The 22,466-nt window shown below is 59.2% G+C and carries 21 protein-coding genes and 1 tRNA gene; 7 read left to right on the top strand and 15 right to left on the bottom strand.

The genetic code is table 11. The annotated features are described in order from the left end of the window. Positions 1-34: 34 nt before the first annotated feature. Positions 35-1,342 (bottom strand): CYTH domain-containing protein, encoded by a 1,308-nt coding sequence (locus AC4PR2_RS07950; protein ID WP_197803657.1) that lies wholly within the window; start codon positions 1,340-1,342, stop codon positions 35-37. Between the two features lie 278 nt (positions 1,343-1,620). On the opposite strand from AC4PR2_RS07950, the gene AC4PR2_RS07945 reads away from it, so the two are divergent. Both AC4PR2_RS07945 and AC4PR2_RS07940 read left to right on the top strand, forming a co-directional pair. After that, a complete protein-coding gene (locus tag AC4PR2_RS07945; protein ID WP_019453078.1) occupies positions 1,621-2,241 on the top strand; it encodes a TIGR04211 family SH3 domain-containing protein in 621 nt (206 codons plus the stop codon). 122 nt (positions 2,242-2,363) lie between these two features. Beyond that, positions 2,364-3,608 (top strand): multifunctional CCA addition/repair protein, encoded by a 1,245-nt coding sequence (locus AC4PR2_RS07940; protein WP_197803655.1) that lies wholly within the window; start codon positions 2,364-2,366, stop codon positions 3,606-3,608. A 39-nt stretch (positions 3,609-3,647) separates the two neighbouring features. Here AC4PR2_RS07940 and bacA read toward each other — a convergent pair whose 3' ends face one another. Continuing rightward, entirely contained in the window at positions 3,648-4,472 is an 825-nt protein-coding gene (gene bacA / locus AC4PR2_RS07935; RefSeq protein WP_025160107.1) for an undecaprenyl-diphosphate phosphatase, read from the bottom strand. Positions 4,473-4,604: 132 nt separating this feature from the next. Then, on the bottom strand, positions 4,605-4,964 hold the full coding sequence (gene folB, locus AC4PR2_RS07930; protein ID WP_019453081.1) for a bifunctional dihydroneopterin aldolase/7,8-dihydroneopterin epimerase: 360 nt from the start codon (positions 4,962-4,964) through the stop codon (positions 4,605-4,607). Between the two features lie 107 nt (positions 4,965-5,071). On the opposite strand from folB, the gene plsY reads away from it, so the two are divergent. Continuing rightward, positions 5,072-5,716, top strand: a complete 645-nt coding sequence (gene plsY / locus AC4PR2_RS07925; protein WP_049198480.1) for a glycerol-3-phosphate 1-O-acyltransferase PlsY — start codon at positions 5,072-5,074, stop codon at positions 5,714-5,716. A gap of 30 nt (positions 5,717-5,746) precedes the next feature. On the opposite strand, the gene tsaD is transcribed toward plsY, so the two are convergent. After that, on the bottom strand, positions 5,747-6,760 hold the full coding sequence (gene tsaD, locus AC4PR2_RS07920; RefSeq protein ID WP_049198481.1) for a tRNA (adenosine(37)-N6)-threonylcarbamoyltransferase complex transferase subunit TsaD: 1,014 nt from the start codon (positions 6,758-6,760) through the stop codon (positions 5,747-5,749). Positions 6,761-7,085: 325 nt separating this feature from the next. On the opposite strand from tsaD, the gene rpsU reads away from it, so the two are divergent. The 3 genes from rpsU (at position 7,086) to rpoD (ending at position 11,185) form a co-directional block, all read left to right on the top strand. After that, complete coding sequence (rpsU, locus tag AC4PR2_RS07915; protein ID WP_001144069.1) at positions 7,086-7,301, top strand: 30S ribosomal protein S21; 216 nt, start codon at positions 7,086-7,088, stop codon at positions 7,299-7,301. 136 nt (positions 7,302-7,437) lie between these two features. Further along, complete coding sequence (gene dnaG / locus AC4PR2_RS07910; RefSeq protein WP_025304325.1) at positions 7,438-9,186, top strand: DNA primase; 1,749 nt, start codon at positions 7,438-7,440, stop codon at positions 9,184-9,186. Between the two features lie 157 nt (positions 9,187-9,343). Further along, entirely contained in the window at positions 9,344-11,185 is a 1,842-nt protein-coding gene (gene rpoD / locus AC4PR2_RS07905; RefSeq protein WP_004937194.1) for an RNA polymerase sigma factor RpoD, read from the top strand. Positions 11,186-11,259: 74 nt separating this feature from the next. Here rpoD and mug read toward each other — a convergent pair whose 3' ends face one another. Beyond that, on the bottom strand, positions 11,260-11,748 hold the full coding sequence (mug, locus tag AC4PR2_RS07900) for a G/U mismatch-specific DNA glycosylase (RefSeq protein WP_060441002.1): 489 nt from the start codon (positions 11,746-11,748) through the stop codon (positions 11,260-11,262). A gap of 146 nt (positions 11,749-11,894) precedes the next feature. Between mug and AC4PR2_RS07895 the strand changes: the two genes are divergently transcribed. Continuing rightward, positions 11,895-11,970, top strand: a tRNA-Ile gene (locus AC4PR2_RS07895). A gap of 180 nt (positions 11,971-12,150) precedes the next feature. Here AC4PR2_RS07895 and AC4PR2_RS07890 read toward each other — a convergent pair. From AC4PR2_RS07890 to AC4PR2_RS07845, 10 genes are all read right to left on the bottom strand, one after another. After that, a complete protein-coding gene (locus AC4PR2_RS07890) occupies positions 12,151-12,381 on the bottom strand; it encodes a DNA-binding transcriptional regulator (protein WP_072055861.1) in 231 nt (76 codons plus the stop codon). An 89-nt stretch (positions 12,382-12,470) separates the two neighbouring features. Beyond that, positions 12,471-13,619, bottom strand: a complete 1,149-nt coding sequence (locus tag AC4PR2_RS07885) for a phage late control D family protein (protein ID WP_492174996.1) — start codon at positions 13,617-13,619, stop codon at positions 12,471-12,473. Further along, positions 13,616-14,101: a phage tail protein gene (locus tag AC4PR2_RS07880; protein ID WP_060387526.1), complete on the bottom strand. Its 486-nt coding sequence runs from the start codon at positions 14,099-14,101 to the stop codon at positions 13,616-13,618. The genes AC4PR2_RS07885 and AC4PR2_RS07880 overlap by 4 nt, the downstream gene beginning before the upstream one ends. Continuing rightward, positions 14,101-16,950 (bottom strand): phage tail tape measure protein, encoded by a 2,850-nt coding sequence (locus tag AC4PR2_RS07875; protein WP_492174995.1) that lies wholly within the window; start codon positions 16,948-16,950, stop codon positions 14,101-14,103. The genes AC4PR2_RS07880 and AC4PR2_RS07875 overlap by 1 nt, the downstream gene beginning before the upstream one ends. Then, positions 16,943-17,065, bottom strand: a complete 123-nt coding sequence (locus tag AC4PR2_RS07870) for a GpE family phage tail protein (RefSeq protein WP_492174994.1) — start codon at positions 17,063-17,065, stop codon at positions 16,943-16,945. The genes AC4PR2_RS07875 and AC4PR2_RS07870 overlap by 8 nt, the downstream gene beginning before the upstream one ends. A gap of 32 nt (positions 17,066-17,097) precedes the next feature. Beyond that, complete coding sequence (locus tag AC4PR2_RS07865; protein ID WP_060437254.1) at positions 17,098-17,379, bottom strand: phage tail assembly protein; 282 nt, start codon at positions 17,377-17,379, stop codon at positions 17,098-17,100. A 54-nt stretch (positions 17,380-17,433) separates the two neighbouring features. Further along, entirely contained in the window at positions 17,434-17,943 is a 510-nt protein-coding gene (locus tag AC4PR2_RS07860) for a phage major tail tube protein (RefSeq protein WP_023447563.1), read from the bottom strand. Positions 17,944-17,958: 15 nt separating this feature from the next. After that, positions 17,959-19,128: a phage tail sheath protein gene (locus AC4PR2_RS07855; RefSeq protein WP_492174993.1), complete on the bottom strand. Its 1,170-nt coding sequence runs from the start codon at positions 19,126-19,128 to the stop codon at positions 17,959-17,961. A 276-nt stretch (positions 19,129-19,404) separates the two neighbouring features. Further along, entirely contained in the window at positions 19,405-19,926 is a 522-nt protein-coding gene (locus AC4PR2_RS07850) for a tail fiber assembly protein (protein ID WP_492174992.1), read from the bottom strand. A gap of 1 nt (position 19,927) precedes the next feature. Continuing rightward, positions 19,928-22,462: a phage tail protein gene (locus AC4PR2_RS07845; RefSeq protein ID WP_492174991.1), complete on the bottom strand. Its 2,535-nt coding sequence runs from the start codon at positions 22,460-22,462 to the stop codon at positions 19,928-19,930. Between the last annotated feature and the right edge of the window lie 4 nt (positions 22,463-22,466).

The raw sequence follows: 22,466 nt of genomic DNA, 5'->3' as shown, positions 1-22,466 counted from the left end.
CGTTCTGCGGCCCACGGCTGGCGGGCCGGCTTGATTAACGAAGCGCGCCGTTTAACCAGAATGGCGCATGCGATAAGGCCTGTTTGCGGCTGGCTTCATACCAGCCCTGACGGCGCTCGCTCAGCGCCGCCTGCAGTTCGCGCCAGGCCTCGATATAAGGGCCGGTCTGCTCGTCGGGGTAGGCACCCGACAGCAGGACCAGCGCCGAAATCTGACGCGTCAGGCGCGGCAATTGTTCCTGATATTCATCTTCGTTCAGCGTACGGCTGAAGGCTTCTTTCAGCTCCGCACCGCTGCGCCCCAGCATGATGTCGCTGAAGCGTTTGAAAGAACCGTCCAGCTTGGCCTGCGCTTTGGCATCGATAAACGGCCGCCAGGCGCCGCTCACCAACCATGATGTGAGCGCCAACTTACATTGCAGGTAGGTGGCGCTGTAGCACAGGGCATCTGGTTGCGCGGCTTTGTCCGCCAACAGCGGCTCGAGCTCGGTCAGACGGGCGCGCAGATCGGCGCTGGCCTTGCGCGGCACCAAACCGCCGAAGATCACCAGCGCCTGGCGAATCGTTCCGACCGCCTCAATCACCGAAGCGCGCGCCTGCGCGTCGCCGCGCAGCCACAGCTCTTCGTGGTACTGCCAGTGGCCCAGCGCCAGCTCGAAGGCGGCGATCATCCCCTGCTCCACGGTCGCCTTCGCCGCCGGCTTCAGCACCCGCAGCGGGCGCACCTCGCGCGGCGGATTGCCCTGCGCCAGGTGGTAACCACGCGCCGCCTTGCTCAGGCTGCCCTGACGCAGCCCGCCGTGCGCCGCCAGCTCACCGGCCAACGCCAGCAGATCGGCGGTATTGCCGTTCAGCAGCTCCAGCTCTACCTCGCTCAGGGCTTCGCTGAGGTCACCGGCGCGCACCTCGCCCTGGTCCAGACCAATCTCGATCTCGCTTTGGCCGTAAGTAACCACCCACTTCTCTCGCACGAAATCGGTACGGAACAGAGGCTGCAACGCCTGCTGCAGCGCCGTGATATCGCAATCCTGCGGCCAGATGTCAGCAGGGAACTGCGCCAACGCCAGCTGCGGCTCAGCGATAGCGACATTGTATTCCGGGCGCTGGTGCAGGCCGCCCACCACTTTACCGGCGGTTTTGATGGTCATCTCATAGCGATCGTCGAAACCGCGAATGCGCAGCCCCATGTCGTGACGGCGCAGGACGTTGTCGGCCGTTTCGAAGTAAATGTTGGTCAGCTTTTGCGGCGCGGAATGCTGATGCGGCCAGGCGGCGAGCCATTGTGGCAGAGCGGCCACCGCTTGCGGCGCGGCGATGAATTTCAGTTCAATTTCAACGGTCATAATTCTTTAACACCAATAAGTTACGCATTCGCGTCAGTTTCAGCGCGGCGCGTTCGGCCCGCCGTATGCTGCCCAATGACGCACAGTTGCCATTATCTTACCGCGATTCCCGGCGCCTTAACCCTGCTAACTGTAGAAAAAACCTGTTACGTTATAAAACGCTGCGCAACTCACAGAATCAGCCACAGTAAGATAGTTCTCATTCCGGTTTTGGCGTTGCGTCGTCAGACTGAACGCTCTACTATCGTTCCATAAATTCACCCAGAAACGATGAACTAATGCAGAAATTACGCCTGATTTGCCTTGCCGCGCTGAGCTTCAGCATCACTTGGGCCGCACATGCCGAAGATAAACGCTATATCTCCGATGAGTTAAGCACTTACGTCCATAGCGGCCCAGGTAATCAGTACCGTATTGTCGGCACTCTGAACGCCGGTGAAGAAGTCACCCTGCTGAGCGTCAACGACAGCACCAACTACGGCCAGATCCGCGATCCGAAAGGCCGCACCACCTGGATCCCGCTCGACCAGCTCAGCCAGACGCCAAGCCTGCGCACTCGCGTGCCCGAGCTGGAACAGCAGGTGAAAACCCTGACCGACAAGCTGGCCAACATCGACAACACCTGGAACCAGCGCACCTCGGAAATGCAGGAGAAAGTCGCGGGCAGCGACAGCACCATCAGCAGCCTGCAGAAGGAAAACCAGGATCTGAAAAACCAGCTGGTGGTCGCGCAGAAGAAGGTCAACGCCGTTAACCTGCAGCTCGACGACAAACAGCGCACCATTATCCTGCAGTGGTTCATGTACGGCGGCGGCGTCGCCGGCGTCGGTTTGCTGCTGGGCCTGCTGTTGCCGCACCTGATCCCGCGCCGCAAGAACAACAACCGCTGGATGAACTGATCTCAGTATCGTTCAGTTTGAGTATGGGCGCCTGCGGGCGCCCTTTTCATTGGTGCCGACATCCCGCGGCCAATTCATGTAATCTGATAGACAGAGCCTTACACGATATTCAGGAGTCAACAGTGCAGATTTATCTGGTCGGCGGCGCCGTTCGCGACAGCCTGCTCGACATTCCGGTGGTCGATCATGATTGGGTGGTGGTGGGCGCCACGCCGGCGGAGCTGCTGGCATTGGGCTATCAGCAGGTCGGCAAAGATTTCCCGGTGTTCCTCAATCCCGATTCTCATGAGGAGTACGCGCTGGCACGCACCGAGCGCAAATTCGGCCAGGGGTACACCGGTTTTACCTGCTATGCCGCGCCGGACGTGACGCTGGAAGAAGATCTGCTGCGGCGCGATCTGACCATCAACGCCATCGCCCGCTCCGCCGAAGGGGAACTGATTGATCCTTACGGCGGCGTGGCCGATCTGCAGGCGCGCGTGCTGCGCCACGTTTCCGACGCGTTCGGCGAAGATCCGCTGCGCGTGCTGCGCGTGGCCCGCTTCGCCGCTCGCTTCGCCCATCTGGGTTTTCACATCGCCGACGAAACGCTCGCGCTGATGCGCCAAATGGCGCACGGCGGTGAACTGGCTGCGCTGACCGCCGAACGCGTCTGGAAGGAAACCGAAAAGGCGCTGCAAAGCCAGAGCCCGCAAGTCTATTTTCAGGTGTTGCGCGACTGCGATGCGCTGGCGGTGCTGTTCCCGGAAATCGACGCGCTGTTCGGCGTACCGGCCCCCGCCAAGTGGCACCCGGAGATCGACACCGGCGTGCACACGCTGATGGCGCTGGCGATTGCCGCCCGCCTCACGCCGGAGGTGGACGTGCGCTTCGCCACCCTGTGCCATGACCTCGGCAAAGGATTGACGCCGAAAGAATTCTGGCCGCATCACCACGGCCACGGCCCGGCGGGCGTGCGGCTGGTCGAAGCGCTGTGCCAGCGGCTGCGGGTGCCCAACCCGGTGCGCGATCTGAGCAAGCTGGTGGCCGAGTACCATGATCTGATCCACACCGTGAACAAGCTGCGGCCGGACACCCTGCTGAAGCTGTTCGACGCCATTGACGTCTGGCGCAAACCCCAAAGGCTGGAGCAGATGATCCTGACTAGCGAAGCGGACGCGCGCGGCCGCACCGGCTTTGAGGAGAACCCTTATCCACAGGGCGACTATCTGCGCCAGGCGTATCAGGTGGCGAACGCGGTATCTATCAAAGAAGTGGTGGCCAGCGGGCTGCAGGGCACCGCGATCCGCGACGAGCTCAAACGCCGCCGCCAGCAGGCGCTGGCCGACTGGAAACTCAGCCAAACGATTATCAACGCTCAGGCATAAAAAAACCCCGCAGAGCGGGGTTTTTTCTTGGCGTCGGGCTTACAGGAATACCATGTAAACCACGGCTGCCACGATAAAGCGGTAGATGGCGAACGGCACGAACGAGATGCGTTTGATCAGCGACAGGAAGGTCTTGATCGCAATCAGCGCCACCACGAAGGCCGTAATGAAACCGACGGCAAACATCGGCAGATCGCCCCAGGTCAGGAAGTGCAGGCTCTTGTACAGATCCAGGCCGCTGGCGCCAATCATCATCGGCACCGCCAGGATGAAGGAGAACTCGGACGCCGCATAGCGGTTCACGCCCACCAGCATACCGCCGGCGATAGTGGAACCCGAACGGGAGAAGCCCGGCCACAGCGCCAGGCACTGGAAGCAGCCGATCATGAACGCCTGGCGGTAGGTGATGTCATCCAGCCCTTCCGCGCTCGGTTTCTTCGGCTTCAGCCATTCCGCCGCCAACAGCAGCAGGCCGCCGACCACCAACGCGTACATCACGTTTTTCGGCGCGAACAGCGACTTGATGAAATCATGGAAGGCCAGGCCCAGCACCACCGCCGGGATCATCGCCAACAGGATGTGCCCCAGCTTCAGCTGGCCGCTGGTTTTACCCTCGTGCTCCACCGGCTTGCCACCGAAATGGATGCCGATCAGGCCGAACAGCCGGCGCCAGAACATCACGACTACGGCCAGGATCGACCCCAGCTGGATAATGACTTCAAAAGTTTTGGCTTTGTCGCCGGTAAAGCCCAGCCACTCGCCGACGATGATCATATGCCCGGTGGAAGAAACCGGCAGAAATTCGGTTAATCCCTCGACAACCCCAAGAACAAACGCAATAAACAGTGAATGCATGTCTGCCATGTGCTTCGCTCACCCCATAAAATAACGGCTATCACATAAAAAAGCGGCAATGCTTAAAGACAATGCCGCTAAAACAATTCTCAGGATTAAGACCAGCTTAACGGTCTTTCGTTGCAAGCAGATGACATAAAATCATGCGGGACGAGTGCCGCGCTCAATGATCACGCCGACCCGACTGGCATGTGCTACAGCGCCCGGTTTGCTGACCTTAATACGGACCCAGGGGGAATTGAAGCGCTGAAGCAAAATTTCAGATATTTCCTCTGCCACTCGCTCCACCAGCGCAAAACGGTTCGACTCCACGTGCTGGATCACGGCGTCGCTGACGTCGGCATAGCTCAGACAGTCAGTTACGTCGTCGCTGGCGGCGGCCGGCCGGTTATCCCAGCCCATTTCGATATCGAACACCAGCTTCTGACGAATGCCCTGTTCCCACTCATAAACGCCAATGGTGGTAATTACGGTAAGCTCTTCAATAAATACGATATCCATCACGTCATTCTCTGTTTTTGGCCTTGCCGGATACCACTTCCAGCGGAATGTGCGTATTATCCATAGATGTTGCGAGTAAAACGACCATTATTAAACGGAACCGCGTTATGAGTGCTACCGCGCTTGGCATGATTATCTTCGCGTATCTGTGCGGCTCGATTTCCAGCGCGATCCTGGTTTGCCGGATCGCCAGGCTGCCGGATCCGCGTGAACATGGCTCAGGAAATCCCGGGGCGACCAACGTCCTGCGCATCGGCGGCCGGCTGGCGGCAGCGGCGGTGCTGGTATTCGATATTCTGAAAGGGATGTTGCCGGTCTGGCTGGCCTACAAACTCGATGTGCCGCCGCTGTACCTCGGCCTGACGGCGATCGCCGCCTGCCTGGGGCACATCTATCCGGTGTTCTTCCACTTCCGCGGCGGTAAGGGCGTAGCGACGGCGTTTGGCGCCATCGCGCCTATCGGTTGGGATCTGACCGGCCTGATGACCGGCACCTGGCTGCTGACGGTGCTGCTCAGCGGCTACTCTTCGCTCGGCGCCATCGTCAGCGCGCTGATCGCCCCGTTCTACGTCTGGTGGTTCAAACCGCAGTTCACCTTCCCGGTGGCGATGCTCTCCTGCCTGATCCTGATGCGGCATCACGACAATATTCAGCGCCTGTGGCGCGGCCAGGAAGGCAAGATCTGGGGCAAGTTCCGCAAGAAGAAAAACCAGGCAGATGCGGATAACGGCGATCGGCCGAAAGACGAATAACAGAAGGGCCGGATTATCCGGCCCTTTGCTTTATACCGCAGGCAGTTCCGCCAGCGGCCAGCGCGGCCGCACCGAAACGCTCAGTTCCGGGCTGGCGCCGCTCTTCAGGCGCACCATGCCGGCATAGGCGATCATCGCGCCGTTGTCGGTGCAAAATTCCGGGCGGGCATAGAATACTTCCCCACCGCGCTTGTGCATCATCTCCGCCAGCTTGGCGCGCAACGTGCGGTTGGCGCTCACGCCGCCGGCCATCACCAGGCGTTTGAAACCGGTCTGCTCCAGCGCGCGTTTGCACTTGATTGCCAGCGTGTCCACCACCGCATCCTCGAAGGCGCGGGCGATGTCGGCACGCGTCTGATCGTCGTTGCCGTTGGAGCGAATGGTGTTGGCGGCGAAGGTTTTCAGCCCGGAGAAGCTGAAGTCCAGGCCCGGACGATCGGTCATCGGCCGCGGGAAAGTGAAACGCCCCGCCGTGCCCTGCTGCGCCATCTTCGACAGCATCGGCCCGCCGGGGTAATCCAGGCCGAGCAGCTTGGCGGTTTTGTCGAACGCTTCGCCGGCGGCATCGTCGATCGATTCGCCCAGCAGTTCATACTCACCGATGCCGGTGACGCTGATCAGCTGAGTATGGCCGCCGGAGACCAGCAGCGCGACGAACGGGAACGCCGGCGGGTTATCTTCCAGCATCGGCGCCAGCAGGTGGCCTTCCATATGGTGCACCGGCACCGCCGGCACGTTCCAGGCGAACGCCAGCGCGCGCCCCACGGTAGCGCCGACCAGCAGCGCCCCCACCAGGCCCGGCCCGGCGGTGTAGGCCACGCCGTCGATGTCGGCCGGAGTCAGGTTGGCCTCTTTCAGCGCCGCCTGAATCAGCGGCACGGTTTTGCGCACGTGATCGCGCGAGGCCAGTTCCGGCACCACGCCGCCGTAGTCGGCGTGCAGCTTCACCTGGCTGTATAATTGGTTGGCCAACAAACCGGTTTGATCGTCATACACTGCAATTCCGGTTTCATCGCAGGACGTTTCTATACCCAGTACTCGCATTACATTTCCCATCATTCACGTGCGGCCGCCAGTCTACCACATTCCGCCGCATTTACCGCCAGCGCGGCGCATCTTGTCACTGGCTCGCACCTATGTCGATGATTCATCCAGAAAATGCCCAGGCGATTAAACACGAGCATTTTTTTCTGATTAGTCTATAATCAGCGCCCGGTGCAAAATTGCGCACGTTGCGGCAGAGCGACGCGGGTTTCAATTTGCGGTGATGCTTTACAAAGCAGCATCCATTGGAGTAAAATTCCGCACCATTTTGAAAAGGCTGGCGCTTGGCCAGCAACAAACCGAATTTTATTGAGGTGAGAGGCACATGCCGGTAATTAAAGTACGTGAAAACGAGCCATTTGACGTTGCTCTGCGTCGTTTCAAACGCTCTTGCGAAAAAGCAGGTGTTTTAGCTGAAGTTCGTCGTCGTGAGTTTTATGAAAAACCAACTACCGAACGTAAACGCGCTAAAGCTTCTGCTGTGAAACGTCACGCGAAGAAACTGGCTCGCGAAAACGCACGCCGCACTCGTCTGTATTAATTCTTCGGGGGCAACCCCACCGCGTGAATTTCTGATTTTCAAAATCGCGCAGACCGAGTAGTTGCATACGAAGGCCGTGCTTTCCGAAAGGAATGCGCGGCTTGTTCTCGTTTATAGGCTAATGAAGTAAGGGCTTATGGCTGGACGAATTCCGCGCGTATTTATCAATGACTTGCTGGCTCGCACCGACATCGTCGACTTGATCGACGCTCGCGTGAAGCTCAAGAAGCAAGGCAAGAACTACCACGCGTGCTGTCCGTTCCACCACGAAAAGACGCCTTCCTTTACCGTTAATGGCGAAAAGCAGTTTTATCACTGTTTTGGGTGTGGTGCGCACGGCAACGCCGTCGATTTTTTGATGAATTACGACCGACTCGAGTTTGTCGAAACCATCGAAGAGCTGGCGACCATGCACGGGCTGGAAGTGCCTTATGAAGCGGGCACCGGGCCAACCCAGATCGAACGCCATCAGCGCCAGAGCCTGTACCAACTGATGGAGCAGCTCAGCGCGTTCTATCAACAGTCACTGCAGCAGTCCTCCGGGGCACCGGCGCGCAGCTATTTGCAGCAGCGCGGATTAAGTGACGACGTTATTCGCCATTTCGCCATCGGCTTCGCGCCGGCGGGATGGGACAACGCCCTGAAGCGTTTCGGCCGCGACGCCGACTCGCGCCGCGCATTGAACGATGCCGGCATGCTGGTGACTAACGATCAGGGGCGTTCGTACGACCGTTTCCGCGAACGGGTGATGTTCCCCATCCGCGACAAGCGCGGGCGCGTGATCGCCTTCGGCGGCCGCGTATTGGGTGACGGTATGCCGAAGTACCTGAACTCGCCGGAAACCGAAGTTTTCCATAAGGGCCGCCAGCTGTACGGCCTGTATGAAGCACAGCAGAACCACCCTACCCTCCAGCGGCTGCTGGTGGTGGAAGGGTATATGGACGTGGTGGCGTTGGCGCAATTCGGCATCGATTATGCCGTCGCCTCGCTCGGAACCTCGACGACGGCTGAACACATTCAGCTGCTGTTCCGCGCCACCGACAACGTCGTCTGCTGTTACGACGGCGACCGCGCCGGCCGCGAGGCGGCATGGCGGGCGCTGGAAACCGCGCTGCCGTACCTGAACGACGGGCGCCAGCTGCGGTTCATGTTTTTGCCCGACGGCGAAGATCCGGACACCCTGGTGCGCAAGGAAGGCAAAGAAGCCTTCGAACAGCGAATGGAGCAGGCGCAGCCGCTGTCCACGTTCCTGTTCGAAAGCCTGCTGCCGCAGGTGGATCTGAGCAGCCCGGACGGGCGCGCCAAGCTGAGCACGCTGGCGCTGCCGCTGATTACTCAGGTGCCGGGCGAAACGTTGCGCTTGTACCTGCGCCAGGAGCTTGGCAACAAGCTGGGGCTGCTGGACGACAGCCAGCTCGACAAGCTGATGCCCAAGCAGGCGGAAAATGCGAATCCTTATCAGGCGCCCCAGCTAAAACGCACAACCATGCGTATACTGATAGGGTTACTGGTGCAAAATCCGCAGTTGGCTACACTTATCCCTTCGCTTGAAGGGCTGGAGCAGACCAAACAGGCGGGATTGCCGCTGTTCGTCGAACTGGTGCAGACCTGTTTGGCGCAGCCGGGCCTGACGACCGGGCAATTGCTGGAGCTGTATCGCGACAACAAATTCAGCCAGCAGCTTGAAACCTTGGCGACATGGAACCATATGATCGTTGAGGACATGGTCGAACAGACCTTTTTGGATACGTTGGCCAGCCTGTACGACTCGGTGCTCGAGCAACGGCTGGAAACGCTGATCGCCCAGGCCAGAACGCGCGGCCTGAGCCCGGAGGAACGTGAAGAAGTCCGTTCTCTCAACCAGGTTTTAGCGAAGAAAAACTGAATACCAAACGGCTTAAGTGCCGATAATTGCGAGGGCAGAGCCCTGCACAGTGCCGCCATAGTGGGCCGCGGCGATAACGAAAACGCCCCAAATGCTATTGTTGGCGGTTTCGCCGACCGACACCAACCTAAATACTCTGAAGTGTGGATACCGTCTTATGGAGCAAAACCCGCAGTCACAGCTGAAGCTACTTGTCACCCGTGGTAAGGAGCAAGGCTATCTGACCTATGCTGAGGTCAATGACCATCTGCCGGAAGATATCGTCGACTCCGATCAGATCGAAGACATCATCCAGATGATTAACGACATGGGCATCCAGGTGATGGAAGAAGCACCGGACGCCGATGACCTGCTGCTCGCCGAAAACTCGAACAGCACGGACGAAGATGCAGAAGAAGCCGCCGCACAGGTTCTGTCCAGCGTGGAATCCGAAATCGGCCGCACCACCGACCCGGTGCGCATGTACATGCGCGAAATGGGTACCGTCGAACTGCTGACGCGCGAAGGCGAAATCGACATCGCCAAACGCATCGAAGACGGCATCAACCAGGTGCAGTGCTCGGTTGCCGAATACCCGGAAGCCATTACCTACCTGCTTGAGCAGTACGATCGCGTCGAAGCGGGCGAAGCGCGCCTGTCCGATCTGATCACCGGCTTCGTCGATCCTAACGCGGAAGAGGACATCGCCCCAACCGCCACCCACATCGGTTCTGAACTGTCGAGCGAAGAGCAAGACGACGACGAAGAAGATGAAGACGACGAAGACGACGATACCGAAGACGACAACAGCATCGATCCTGAGCTGGCGCGTCAGAAGTTCGCCGAGCTGCGCGATCAGTATGAAGCGACGCGTCTGGTGATCAAGAAGAACGGCCGCAGCCACGCCAGCGCCGCGGACGAGATCCTGAAGCTGTCTGAAGTGTTCAAGCAGTTCCGCCTGGTGCCGAAGCAGTTCGACTTCCTGGTCAACAGCATGCGCACCATGATGGACCGCGTTCGCACCCAGGAACGCATCATCATGAAGCTGTGCGTTGAACAATGCAAAATGCCGAAGAAAAACTTCGTCACCCTGTTCGCCGGCAACGAAACCAGCGATTCCTGGTTCGAAGCCGCGCTGGCGATGGCCAAGCCATGGTCGGAAAAGCTGAAAGACGTGGCTGAAGACGTGCAGCGCAGCCTGCAGAAACTGCGTCAGATCGAAGAAGAAACCGGCCTGACCATCGAGCAGGTCAAAGACATCAACCGTCGCATGTCGATCGGTGAAGCGAAAGCCCGCCGCGCGAAGAAAGAGATGGTTGAGGCCAACCTGCGTCTGGTTATTTCTATCGCCAAGAAATACACCAACCGCGGCCTGCAGTTCTTGGATCTGATCCAGGAAGGCAACATCGGCCTGATGAAAGCGGTAGACAAGTTCGAATACCGCCGCGGCTACAAGTTCTCGACGTACGCCACCTGGTGGATCCGTCAGGCTATCACCCGCTCCATCGCCGACCAGGCGCGCACCATCCGTATTCCGGTGCATATGATTGAGACCATCAACAAGCTCAACCGTATTTCGCGCCAGATGCTGCAAGAGATGGGCCGCGAGCCGACGCCGGAAGAGCTGGCAGAGCGCATGCTGATGCCGGAAGACAAGATCCGCAAGGTGCTGAAGATCGCCAAAGAGCCAATCTCGATGGAGACGCCGATCGGCGACGACGAAGATTCGCATCTGGGCGACTTCATCGAGGATACCACCCTCGAGCTGCCGCTGGACTCCGCGACCTCGGAAAGCCTGCGTTCCGCCACCCACGACGTGCTGGCCGGCTTGACCGCGCGCGAAGCGAAAGTGCTGCGCATGCGTTTCGGCATCGACATGAACACCGACCACACGCTGGAAGAGGTAGGCAAGCAGTTTGACGTTACCCGTGAGCGTATTCGTCAGATCGAAGCCAAGGCGCTGCGCAAGCTGCGTCACCCAAGCCGCTCCGAAGTGCTGCGCAGCTTCCTGGACGACTAAGTCCGGCTGCCGCACCCAAAACAAAAACCCCGGCCTGCCGGGGTTTTTTTATGCCCTGAATACGCCCCGCCGCATCATTGCAACGCCAGGAACAGCTCGCGATAGCTGGCGGTAAGCTGCTCCAGCGTGGCGCGATTCAATCCGCTGGGGTTGGGCAATACCCACACCTCGGTTTCCCCCAGCATCAGCGCCTGCTTGCCCCAGGGCGCGTTTTTCACCCCGAAGGCGGTGGTGAACGCCTGCTTGCCCAAAATCGCCAGCGCGCGCGGCTGATAGCGCAGGATTTTCTCTTGCAGCACCTCGCCGCCGCTGCGCAGCTCGTCGCGCGACAGCTCGCTGGCCGCCACCGTCGGGCGCGCCACCAGCGCGGTAATGCCGCAGCCATTATCCTTCAGCTGCTGCCACTGCTCCGGCGCCAGCTGGCGCTCGGTAAAGCCGGCCTGATGGATCACCTTCCAGAAGCGATTGCTGCCGTTGGCGAAAGGGTAGCCCTGATGGGCGGAAGAAAGGCCGGGGTTGATGCCGCAAAACACCACCCGCAGGTCAGGCGCCAGAAGTTCCATGAGTGTCGTGAGTCCATTACAGGGATTTACTGCGGTTATCGCAAAATCCGCCAGCAATTACAACAGGCTAGAACTGTGCAGAAAAGCAACATACGGGCGGGTAACAGTAGACCGCCGCTTAAGGATTCCCTATAATCTCGCGGCTTGGCCCCTTAGCTCAGTGGTTAGAGCAGGCGACTCATAATCGCTTGGTCGTTGGTTCAAACCCAACAGGGGCCACCAAATTTTAGCTTTAAAATCATATAATTAAGCCACTCCTCAGAGTGGCTTTTTTATTTATCGATTGTTCGTTGCCCCCTTTTTGTCCCCCTAAAAAACAACTCGCCCCCTTTATCCTATTTGGCGCGACATAATTCAGGCATAAAAAAACCCGCATTTTGCGGGCTTGTATCTCTGAGTTGGTCACATCCACATAACCTGTTGCTGTCCTTCCACACTGGCGCCGACCGGATGCGGCGGCACTGCATCAACCCGGCCCGGCGTCATTATCGCGCATTGGTAGGTCTCCATCGTTTTAAACGTGTGGCCACAGTTAATATTTTGGCACTGGTGATAACGTTCTTTCGTTTGTTGACTCAAATAACGGCTGGTGCGGGCATGGGCCGCTGTTCTGCAAAGCGGGCAATGAAACATGATTAATTCCTCGTCACTGGCTCAATTGCCGCGATAATACCGCTCGCGATCCAAAAAAGAAGTTTCTTTAAGTGAATTTACAATTCCCATCAAGAAACATCATAAGTAACCTCCGACAGCAAAACCTCAAACTCCAGCGCCGTCGTAAAGCCGCTATTGCTGAGATTATGCGTGACTTTGCTCACTATCCAGTCTTGCGCATCGATCGCCGCTTTAAACCCGCTGACGCGTACCGGCGTCTCTGGGGTGATGCTGGCCCGCCCCATGGCGAGCGACAGTGAGAACTCAGCCACACCGCGCTGAAGCTTTTCCCACTTTGCCTGTGCTGCCCGCATCGCAGCGGCCTTTGTGGCGTAAATTTTGGTGATCGCAAACACGTTATCGTCAGCCCCCACCAGATAGTCGCCTTTCGCCGCCTCCGCCGGTTTCCCCGGTTTTTTACTGCTGCCCGGCTTCGCCTTCGGGTGTTGCAGCGCGCGCAAATGCTGCTCTTTTGGCTTGCGCTGCAGCTTCACTTTCTTTGGCTTCGGCTTTTTGGTATTGAGCCAGCTCGCCGTCACGCCGGTGTAGGCATCCCGATCGGCAATGCTGAAACTGTGCTGATCGCCATCCTGCCGGGTGATGGTATACACCGGCAACGGCTTCCCGCCTACCGTGGCGCCGTTCCCCGGTCGCAACAACAGCAGAGCGCCATTTTTCACCGCCGCCACCGCGCCGTTGAGCGTTGCAAGTCGGGTAATAAATGCCGCGTCCGTCTCCTGCGTCTGGTCGATATGGCTGATTTTGATGGTGCCCAGACCGGCGGCCAGCGAGGCTTTCAGCTTATTGCGCGCAGCCACCTTCTGCACAATGTCGCCCAGGGTGGTGTCGTGGTAGGACTCATCTCGCCGGGTGTTCAGCGAGCCGCGAAAATCCGCACTACGCGCGCGAATAGTCAGCGTGTCCGGCGCGCCCCGGTGTTCGACCTCATCGACCGTAAACTGGCCCTTTGGCGTCAATGGCGAGCCTTGCCAGCCGAGCGCCAGCGACAGCACCGCATTGCGCTGAGGCATCGCCATAAGTCCGTCGCTGTCGTCCAGCTCGATGTCGAGCTGGTCGGCCTCAAAGCCCCGGTTATCCGTCAGCGACAGAGAAATCAGCCGCTTGCGGATGTTCTGCGTGATGTCGCTATCCTGCAGCAACAGCGAAAAATCCGGGGCAACTCGCGCCCCGGCTGGCAGGCTTACGCCGCTTTTCATGATAACAACCCTCCCATAGCACCGGCGGCCTTCCCGGCCATCTCTCCGGCTTTATCGTACAGTTCCCCGGCCTGCTGGCGCAGATCGCCAAACATCGCAGACAGGGATTCATCGACCCGTTTCAGGTTGAGCGTGAACTCTGTGCGGCGCGGGCTGCCGTCGGCGAAAAACTCGGAGTGCGTTTCAGAAATCGACTCGATCACAAACATGCCGTAAATCGTGCCAGTGCCTTCAATGAGCGGCCACGCCCGGCCCTGCTCGGCCATCAGTTGCAGCGTCAGCAGTGACCAGCGGCCGCCGGTGATCTCCGGCAGCAGCACCCCGGAGAGCGTGATTTTTTCCTCATCCATCCCCAGAAATTGCGCCGCCGGGCGCAGGCCAACGCGGCCGTTGCTCGGCCAGCGATATTCCGCGTTGCGGCTCATGGATTGATACGGCAGCGTCTGCAGCATAAAAACAAACAGCCCCAGCGTTAACATCATCATGAATCTCCGTAAGTCATGCGGCTACGCGCGGCGGCCGCGTGTTTGCGTCGTTCGGCCTCGAGCTGGCGCGAGACTTCTCGCGCAATGGAGGCCGCGTCTTGGCCGGGGGCGCCGTACACCTGAATCGTGATCGGGGCTGGCGCCGTGGCAGGTGCAGCAGCCGGGGCCGACGCCATCACCGGCGTTGACAGCGATAACATCGCCGCCGACAGCGCCGCCGTTTTCCGGCGCCCGGTGACGTTGGCCGGGCCGTTGACAATCTCCGGGCCACGCTCGCCGACGATGCCGAACTGGCCGCGCGGGATGATGCCGCCCTTGTCGAATGCCCCCGCATAGCCTGGCCCCGGCATCAGCTCAGGCGCCCGGCGATTGTATGAAATCGCCGGGTTAACCTCCGCCTCATCGTCGCCAAACTTCATCCAGTCCGGCAGCATGTCAGTGAGGCCGCTAAATTTATCCTTCAGCGCCTGCCAGCGCTCGCTAATGCCGTCAATGACCCCGTTAATCATGTTCATCCCGGCTTCTTTGAACTGCCCCGGCAGCGCTTTAGCCCCGTTTACCAGCCCCTCCCATTTACCATTAAGCCAGCCGGTCAGCCGATCCCATGCCTGAACCGTGGCGGCGCTCAGCGCCAGCCATGCCGCGTTAACACGCTCGCCGATAGTGTCCCAGACGGCGGCGGCACGCTCTGCAATGCCGCTCGCAACGCCCCAGATGCCGGTCAGCAGACCGGGCAATCCGCCCAACAGCTGCAGCGGCAGGCTCAATCCGGCCGCGATCCATTCACCGAACATGCGCCCATAGCGCGCGGCCGTCTGGAGTTCGGCCTGTGAAGATTTCACCGGCTCGATCAGCTTGCCGAACCACTGCCAGACGTTGCGTACCATGTTCAGCAGCGGCGTAAATGCGCCAGCCAGCGGGACAAGCGCGGCGCGCATCGGCGCGAAAGCGGCGCTGAAGCCTTCGCCAATACCCGTTAAAAAGGCGCTGATAGGCTCCCAATATTTACGGATAGTCAACGCCACACCGGCAATCACCGCCGCCGCCGCGACCACCGGCAGGGTGATCACACTGAATGCGGCCGTAATCCCGGCGCCGACGGTGGTAAAGACCGTTCCCAGCAGCCCGGCCCCGGCGATCAACATATTGACCCCGGCCATCACCGGCCATGCAATAAGGCCCAGCGCAGCGAGGCCACCGATCAGGGCCGTAACGCCCGCCGTGACTTTCACCAGCGTGCCGACCAGCTCAGGATTGGCCTTCACCCATGCCCCTGCCTTGGTGAGCCATTCGGTGGCGGAAACCGTGAGTTTGCGCAGCGCTGAATTCTGGCCGTCGAACACCTCAATGCGAACATCTTCCCACGCCGAAAACAGGTTTTTCAGGTCGCCGTCGAGGTTGTCCACCTTCACTCGGGCAATCTGGGCCGTAGCCCCTTTTGACTGAGTGACGGTGTTGTGTTTTTCGCTCAGCTTGCCATTACCGGCGGCGTCAATCAGCTTGATAGCGCCTTTCATCGCCTCTTCGCCAAAAATGACTTTCAGGTATTCGGCCTGCTGCGCGGTGCCGAGCTTGTTGGCTTTAAACGAGCCGTTAATTTTCTTGAGGATGTTCGCGATCGGCAGCATGTTCCCCTTGCCGTCCTTGGTTTTTACGCCCAATTCTGACAACGCATCAGCCGCCTGCCCGACGGGCGCCTGTAACCGCGTAAACATCGCGCTGGCCGCCGTACCGGCCATAGACCCCTTGATGCCGTTATCGGCCAACACGCCCAGCAAGGCGGTGGTGTCCTCGATACTGGCCCCGGCCGCCTCGGCGATCGGCGCGACGTACTTCATCGCCTCGCCAAAATCCATCAGGTTGCTGTTCGAGCTGGTGAAGCCTTTGGTCATCACGTCCGCAACGCGCTGGATCTCGTCTATCGGCATGTTAAACGCCGATTGCATGTTGGTGATGATGTCGGCCGCGTCGGCGATGTCCAGATCGGAGGCCAGCGCCAGATTGACCGTTGATTCGGTCGATTTCAGAATGGCATCGCCGTTAAAGCCGGATTTCGCCAATACGGATTGCGTGCGCGCGACATCCGTCGGCGAAAACGCAGTGGTGGCGCCAATATCCCGCGCCTGCTGGCGAATGGCGGCCAGTTGCTGGTCATTTTTCGCCAGCCCTAACGTGGCTTGCGTGTCTGACATCTGCCTGTCGAACTGCACCCCCGGCGCAATAAACGCCCCTTCAGCGACCAGCCCGGCGGTAGCGATACCCAGCCCGGCCGCGCTGGTATTACGGACAGCCGCAGTTGCCGATTGCCCGGCCCGGTAACGCGCGCCGACGCGGTTAACCTGCTCTTGTTTCTTGCTCAGGCGTTCCAGCTCGCCGCGCTGGCGGCCCAGCGCTGTCGTGGCTTCACTGGCGCTGGCCTTCAACCGGCGCTGTTCGGCGCTCAGGTTCCGGGTAGCGATGCCGTCAGCGTTGAGCGCGTTACGCTGGCGCTGCACCGACTGGCGCAGGCCGTTGTATTTCGTCTGCAACTCGGCGGCGGCGCGCTTTGATGCCTCCAGCAAGCGCGCTTGCTGCGCCGTGGGCTTTTCCGTCGCCTTGAACTGGACGGCCAACGCGGCCGCCTCTTCCTTGGCTTTCTTCAGTGCCTTGCCGGTAACGGCAAGCTGCCCCTGCGCCTTGCGAAACCCCTCAATCCGGGCGCTTTGCGCGTCCAGCGCCTTGAGGGTTTGCTGAGTGGTTTTGATGTCACCGGCCAGTGATTTACTGGCCTGTTGGATACTCTTTAACGGGCGGGTGGCTTGGTCTACGGCCTTCAGCAGCACCTGTAGCTGCAGGCTTTTACTCATCGTGATTAACTCCGCTGCGTTGCAGTGCCTTATGGCGCCAGTTCAACAGCTCCGTGAGCGTCATTCCGGCCATTTCAGACGGCAGCCAGTGGAAGATCACCGCGATGTCCGCCATCAGGTCATCAACGCTCAGCCGGGCGTCAGGGATTACGCCGCCGAGTTCGGCGACAAAAAACCGACCACTTTCCCGGCCAGCGCCACCAAATCCGGCAGCTCAAGGCGCGCGCATTCTTCTTTGGTCAGGTTCGGCACGGTCACACGCGGCAGCACAACCAGCAGCGCATCAACGTCGGCATTGGCGATCGCCGCCAGCCCGACACCGCGCAGTGCGCCCGCGTTCGGTTTAATCACCTGCACATCGGCGATGGTGGTTTCACCACGCTGGATCGGGGTGTCGAGGGTAACGGTATTTTCTTTTGCGTCTTTCATGGTGTTCTCTCAAATCTGGGGGAAAAGGGCCAGCCCGGCAGGCTGGCGCAAAAATTACAGGCCGATCGCCTTGCGATGCTCGGCCAGCCGGTCAACGCCGTTGACCTTTTCGACCATGTTCACGGTATCGACTTCGATCAGCTCTTTGCCGTCCACGGTCAGCTTGAAGTAAGTACACTCGGTGGAAACCTTGGTTTCGGTATCCTCGCCCTGCTTGTACTCGCCAAAATCGATTTCTTTGTGGCGGCCACGCATCACCACTTCCACAGCGGACACCTCGCCGGTGTCGTCACGCTGGAAGGAGCCGGCAAAGCGCAGCGGCACAGCATCGACGGCGCCCCACTGCTTCAGCACCAGCTCATCAATGCCGCCCATCGACCACTCAACGGCCAGCGCGTCATCGTCCAGCCCCATATCGATGGAGGCCGCGCCGTTCATGCCGCCGCCCCGGTATTTCTCCAGCTTGCGGGTGAGCTTCGGCAGCGTCAGCGAGGACACCACGCCCATGTAGCTGTAGCCGTCGTTGAACAGGTTCAGGTATTTCAGTTTTTTCGGCAGTGCCATGTTCTAACGTCTCCTTTAGCGGTTCACGGATGCCGCAAACGTCGCAAGATAGCGATCGGTGATGCGCTGGCGCAGGGTTAAATCTTCCAGCGGTGGCACCGGCGTGTAGTCGTAATCGATAAACAGCTTGCCCGCCTTCAGGGTTTCCTTGGTGTTGGCGCTTTCGTCGTACCAACAAGTGCCGTCGATAATCAGCCCTGCGGATTTCAGCTCGCGGAATTTCGCGTTGATACCGTCAATCATGTCGCGCACCAGCGTAGGCGTTACCGGGCGGTCAACGGCCCATAGGTGCGCCTCGGCCATGGTATCGGCCAGCACCTGCGCGGTGCGGGTGTAGTTCTCGAACAGGAACAACGGATCATCGGAACAGGTGCGGGCCCCCCAGAATTTAAAGCCGTCTTTGCGGATCAACGTGGTGACGCACGCTTGGTTTAACAGGTCGGCATCGGTGCCGGGCGCCTGCAAATCCCAGAACACGCTGGCGGTGATACCGGTCACGCCGTTAACACCGACGTTTGCAAGCGTCTTATGCCAGCCGGTTTCCGTGTCGATTTTGGCACGCAGGCCCAGCGCGCGGGCGGTGGCGTAGGCGATGTCGCTCTGGTTGGCGGTAGTGTTCCAGCTGACAAAATCCGGCCAGATCAGCATCAGCTCGCGCTGGCTGAAATTGTCGCGGTACTTAATCGCCTCCTGCACGGTTTTGCAGCCCTGGGCGCTGATATAGCCGAACGCGCGCAACTGCTGGCAAATCCCGGCGAGCGCCGTCGCGACCTCCTGATTATCCAGCCCCGGCACGCCGAGGATGCGCGGCTTAACGCCCAGCTCAGCCTGTGCAGATAACAGCGCTTTCATGCCGGTGTAACGGCCTTCAGCGTTCGCGCCGCCGATGATATTGGAGGTGGTTTCCGCCGCGTCTTTGCCGGTGGCAACGCGGACAACCACCGTGACCGGCTTCGCCTGTTCGGCGATCGCCCGCAGCGACGCCGCCAGCGTGCCTTTTTTACCGGCCTTGCCGGAGGCCGCCAGCACGTCGGTGATCAGTACCGGGGTGTCGAGCGGGAAAACCGACGCGTCGGCATCCTCCGCCGTGCAGACCATGCCGACGATTGCCGTCGATACGGTGGAAATAACGCGGGTGCCGTCGTTGATTTCGACGACGCGCACGCCGTGATGATAATCGCCCATTAATTTGCTCCGGGTGGTGAGTAGGTGCAGGCATGATGACGCCCGGCGCGCCGGGCCGCACGCGGTGGGTGCTGGAAGGCAGACCAGACAACAGGCAGGGCCGGATTGGGGGATTTTGGAGGAAATAACGATCGCTCGCGCCGATCAATAACGCCGTATTGATCTATGCAATCAATTGGACGGATTTTAGCCGGGCGGGGTAATGTCGAAAGGTCGATGCGGCAACATCAGGGAATACCGCAAATACAAAAGCCCGCATCGCTGCGGGCTTTTTTCTTAGGCGGCGGGCGCCACCGGCCAGTCAATTTCCGGGGCTGACATATCAAGACGATTCAGCGTCACGCGGTATTTTTTCCAGTCCGCCAACAGCGCTTTTTCTGCCTCGGTCGCCATATCCAAATCAACAGCATCCTGAAGCGGCGCAACAGCCTTACCCGCGATCGCCAGTAATTCATTTTTTCTGGCTTCAGCCCTCGCCATCATTTCTTCTGCAGAATAGGCTCGCTGGCTCACCTTCTTACCGTCAAACACCCACTCACCATTAGCCAGACAACGCTTTGGCAGTTTCGTTGGGTTCAGCTCAATAACCGATAAGCCAATCGGCCACAGCATCGACACATCGCTGTTAATCACGCAGATAATGCCGCTTTCGTCATAAGCCAGTTTTACGGTGTCCGGCGAAAACAATTTTTGCGCGGCGTACCAGTCAATACCGTTATCATCCTGAAGATAAATCACGTTCTCGCCGAGGAATAATTCTTCCGGCGTGTATCTCTTCAAATTCTTAATGTGTTGCATTTTACACCGTTCCAATTGTTGCCCATGTGCCGTTAATCAGCACCTGAACCGCTGAATAAGCGCCCCAGATTGAGGGGTTGTAGTTTGAGCCGGACATACCGGTATAAACACAGCCCGACGGTAAATCGATGCGCCCGCCGGTATCCGCGATAACCGTGCGCCCGGCCATGCGCACACCCTGAACCAAATTCTGATAGGCCCAGTTCTGCGCATTGTTCTGCGCAGCCGAGATATTTTGATTAAGCCAGTTGCTGAGGTAGCCGCCCCAGCAGCTGCCCTGAACGTTGCCGTCAGGGTGCCACGTCGTCCCGCTGGAGGTGGTGATCGCAGGCCATTTACCGCCGATATGAATACCCGACTCAAAAGCGGCGGCGCCGGTTCTGACATCCACAGAAAACGGACGCAGGGCGTTGAATGTGCCGTATTGGTCATTTTCGTTTGTCAGCAGCAGATAAAGCCGGTTGCCGTCATTGCGCCAGAAGGAACCGAACCCGCCGCCGACCATGCGATAATTATCAATATGGGTAGATTGGATCTCCGCGCTGGTCTTTAGCGCCCCGGTTAACTGCCCGCCGGTCTTCGCCAGATAGCGGCCATCTGCTTCGGTTTTATTCCAGGCGTTAACGTCACCGGCCAACAAATTCACATCAGCGGACAACGGCTTACCGTTCACCTTGATAGAGCGCAGCGCGTATTTCTGCGCGGCCTGCGCATCCGTCAGCGCGCCAACGTCAGCGGCCGTCGGCTTGTAGTGTGTCGTGTACACCTGCGCCCAAGCCTTAGCCGTCGCCGGATTATCTTCCCGAGGAGAACGTAGCCAAAATTCCGTATTACCCGAGCCGATCGCAAATTGGACATGCCGGTATTTGTTGAGTTTGAACGTCATCAAATTACCGAGATTGCCTTTAGTCAGTGGATAGCCGACTGATTTATCGCCGAGCTGTTCAAGCGTGAAACCATCCGGCCGAGTGATATCACTGTCAGCATTCGTGGCCTGCAAGCTTTCGCTGGGGAAAACCACGCGCGGCAACGTAAGCGCCCCGGTCATGGTATCGCCCACCCGTTTCACAAAGCGCCCATCGGCTTCAGTTTTGTTCCATGCGTTGACGTCACCTGCCAACAGATTGACGTCCCCGCTCAACGGTTTACCGTTCACCTTGATAGAACGCAGCGCGTATTTCTGCACGGCCTGCGCATCCGTCAGTGCACCGGTTTCTTGTGCTGTAGGCGGCTTAGCCGTCGTATAAATACGCGGGTTTGCCCCCTGATTAGGCTCAGTTCCCCAATGCAACTCGTTATCCATCCCCAAACCAAGACGCATCAGTGCCTTCCCGGCGACTTGGAAACCGATTGATAAATTACTCTGTGCTGAAGGGCGGCTCATGACCAACGGCGTATGCTGGTTTCCCTCAATATTCAGTGAGTCCCCATCCGTTTCAGCGTTGCCGGGCTTAATAGCCAGTTTTTTAACCGTGCCGCCGGACAGCATCAGAAAACGGCCGTCAGCTTCGGTTTTACTCCATGCACCGACATCGGCGGCCGTTGGTTTGTAATCGGTGGTGTAAATCCGTGACCATACCACCCCATTTTCAGGACGGTTAGAACGGCCAATAAAACCATGCCCCAGCCCCGACACGCTGACATAGCCCGTTGAGGGTGCGGCATCGCAAGGCAGGCTCAGCACCCCGGCGGCAATATTTCCAGCGATCGGCGGCTTGTTCTCAGAGGTCGCATTCAGCCGGTAAATTTGCGCAGTGTTGCAATAAGCGTTATCGAAAGCCCGCGCGCCCGCCCCCAGACCAAACGCGCCGACGGCCATCAGTTGTCCGCCTTCTACCCCGACGTTGCGCGTCGCGGCATCACCCAGCGCCAGATTGCCACGCGCGGCGGCCTTGTCGGGCAAGTCGGACAGATTGGCGGCCTTTTTCATGCTGGCATCGTTGACCGCTTTTAACGCTTTGGGCGTGCTGGCTTTCGTTTCGTCGGTGCTGGTCGTTGCGCTGCTCAGCTGTACCAGACCTTTCGCCGTGGTGCTGGCGTCCGGGTGGTTTCGGGTTTTCTCATGCGCGGCGATCGCGTCGGCCACAAAATCCTTGGTCGCCAGCACGGTGTCGCCACCGGCGATCACCTGAATCGCCTCGGTGCTGCTGACAATCAGGATCATGCGCAGCGTCTGCGTGCGGCCGCTGCCCTCTTCCAGCTTCGGCTTGTAGCTCTCCGCCATGTTGCTGACGGCAATCAGCGTCCCGGCCTCGTCATAGAGGCCCATTTCACGCAACCACCACCCGCCGACGTTCGCCGGAATAATCATCTCGGCCAGAATGTGATTTTTCAATGCCTTATCGATGGTCAGCCCGTTTAGCGCCGCGCGGTACTTCTCGTTGACGAGTTTTGTTTGCGCCGGATTGGGCGTCGGCAGCGTGCCGTTCCCGTCGCCGACGGCCATAGAGACGATTTTCAACTGCGTGCCGCCCGCGCTGGCGGCGGCAATCTTGGCCGCCCCGGCGGTGGTAATAATCGCTTTGTATTTGCTCATGATT

This window comes from Serratia sp. A07 (assembly GCF_058725505.1).
The sequence above is the reverse complement of the archived record's forward strand: the minus strand, read 5'-3'. Positions and strand labels throughout refer to the sequence as shown.

Bases quoted from the DNA above. Each gene is read 5' to 3' on its own strand.
- rpsU (WP_001144069.1), top strand. From the start codon at position 7,086: ATGCCGGTAATTAAAGTACGTGAAAACGAGCCATTTGACGTTGCTCTG.
- rpoD (WP_004937194.1), top strand. From the start codon at position 9,344: ATGGAGCAAAACCCGCAGTCACAGCTGAAGCTACTTGTCACCCGTGGT.
- mug (WP_060441002.1), bottom strand. From the start codon at position 11,748: ATGGAACTTCTGGCGCCTGACCTGCGGGTGGTGTTTTGCGGCATCAAC.
- AC4PR2_RS07945 (WP_019453078.1), top strand. From the start codon at position 1,621: ATGCAGAAATTACGCCTGATTTGCCTTGCCGCGCTGAGCTTCAGCATC.
- AC4PR2_RS07875 (WP_492174995.1), bottom strand. From the start codon at position 16,950: ATGAGTAAAAGCCTGCAGCTACAGGTGCTGCTGAAGGCCGTAGACCAA.
- AC4PR2_RS07850 (WP_492174992.1), bottom strand. From the start codon at position 19,926: ATGCAACACATTAAGAATTTGAAGAGATACACGCCGGAAGAATTATTC.
- bacA (WP_025160107.1), bottom strand. From the start codon at position 4,472: ATGGCAGACATGCATTCACTGTTTATTGCGTTTGTTCTTGGGGTTGTC.
- AC4PR2_RS07870 (WP_492174994.1), bottom strand. From the start codon at position 17,065: ATGGCGGACATCGCGGTGATCTTCCACTGGCTGCCGTCTGAAATGGCC.
- AC4PR2_RS07845 (WP_492174991.1), bottom strand. From the start codon at position 22,462: ATGAGCAAATACAAAGCGATTATTACCACCGCCGGGGCGGCCAAGATT.
- AC4PR2_RS07885 (WP_492174996.1), bottom strand. From the start codon at position 13,619: ATGAAAAGCGGCGTAAGCCTGCCAGCCGGGGCGCGAGTTGCCCCGGAT.
- plsY (WP_049198480.1), top strand. From the start codon at position 5,072: ATGAGTGCTACCGCGCTTGGCATGATTATCTTCGCGTATCTGTGCGGC.
- tsaD (WP_049198481.1), bottom strand. From the start codon at position 6,760: ATGCGAGTACTGGGTATAGAAACGTCCTGCGATGAAACCGGAATTGCA.
- AC4PR2_RS07855 (WP_492174993.1), bottom strand. From the start codon at position 19,128: ATGGGCGATTATCATCACGGCGTGCGCGTCGTCGAAATCAACGACGGC.
- AC4PR2_RS07880 (WP_060387526.1), bottom strand. From the start codon at position 14,101: ATGATGTTAACGCTGGGGCTGTTTGTTTTTATGCTGCAGACGCTGCCG.
- AC4PR2_RS07860 (WP_023447563.1), bottom strand. From the start codon at position 17,943: ATGGCACTGCCGAAAAAACTGAAATACCTGAACCTGTTCAACGACGGC.
- dnaG (WP_025304325.1), top strand. From the start codon at position 7,438: ATGGCTGGACGAATTCCGCGCGTATTTATCAATGACTTGCTGGCTCGC.
- AC4PR2_RS07865 (WP_060437254.1), bottom strand. From the start codon at position 17,379: ATGAAAGACGCAAAAGAAAATACCGTTACCCTCGACACCCCGATCCAG.
- AC4PR2_RS07950 (WP_197803657.1), bottom strand. From the start codon at position 1,342: ATGACCGTTGAAATTGAACTGAAATTCATCGCCGCGCCGCAAGCGGTG.
- AC4PR2_RS07890 (WP_072055861.1), bottom strand. From the start codon at position 12,381: ATGTTTCATTGCCCGCTTTGCAGAACAGCGGCCCATGCCCGCACCAGC.
- folB (WP_019453081.1), bottom strand. From the start codon at position 4,964: ATGGATATCGTATTTATTGAAGAGCTTACCGTAATTACCACCATTGGC.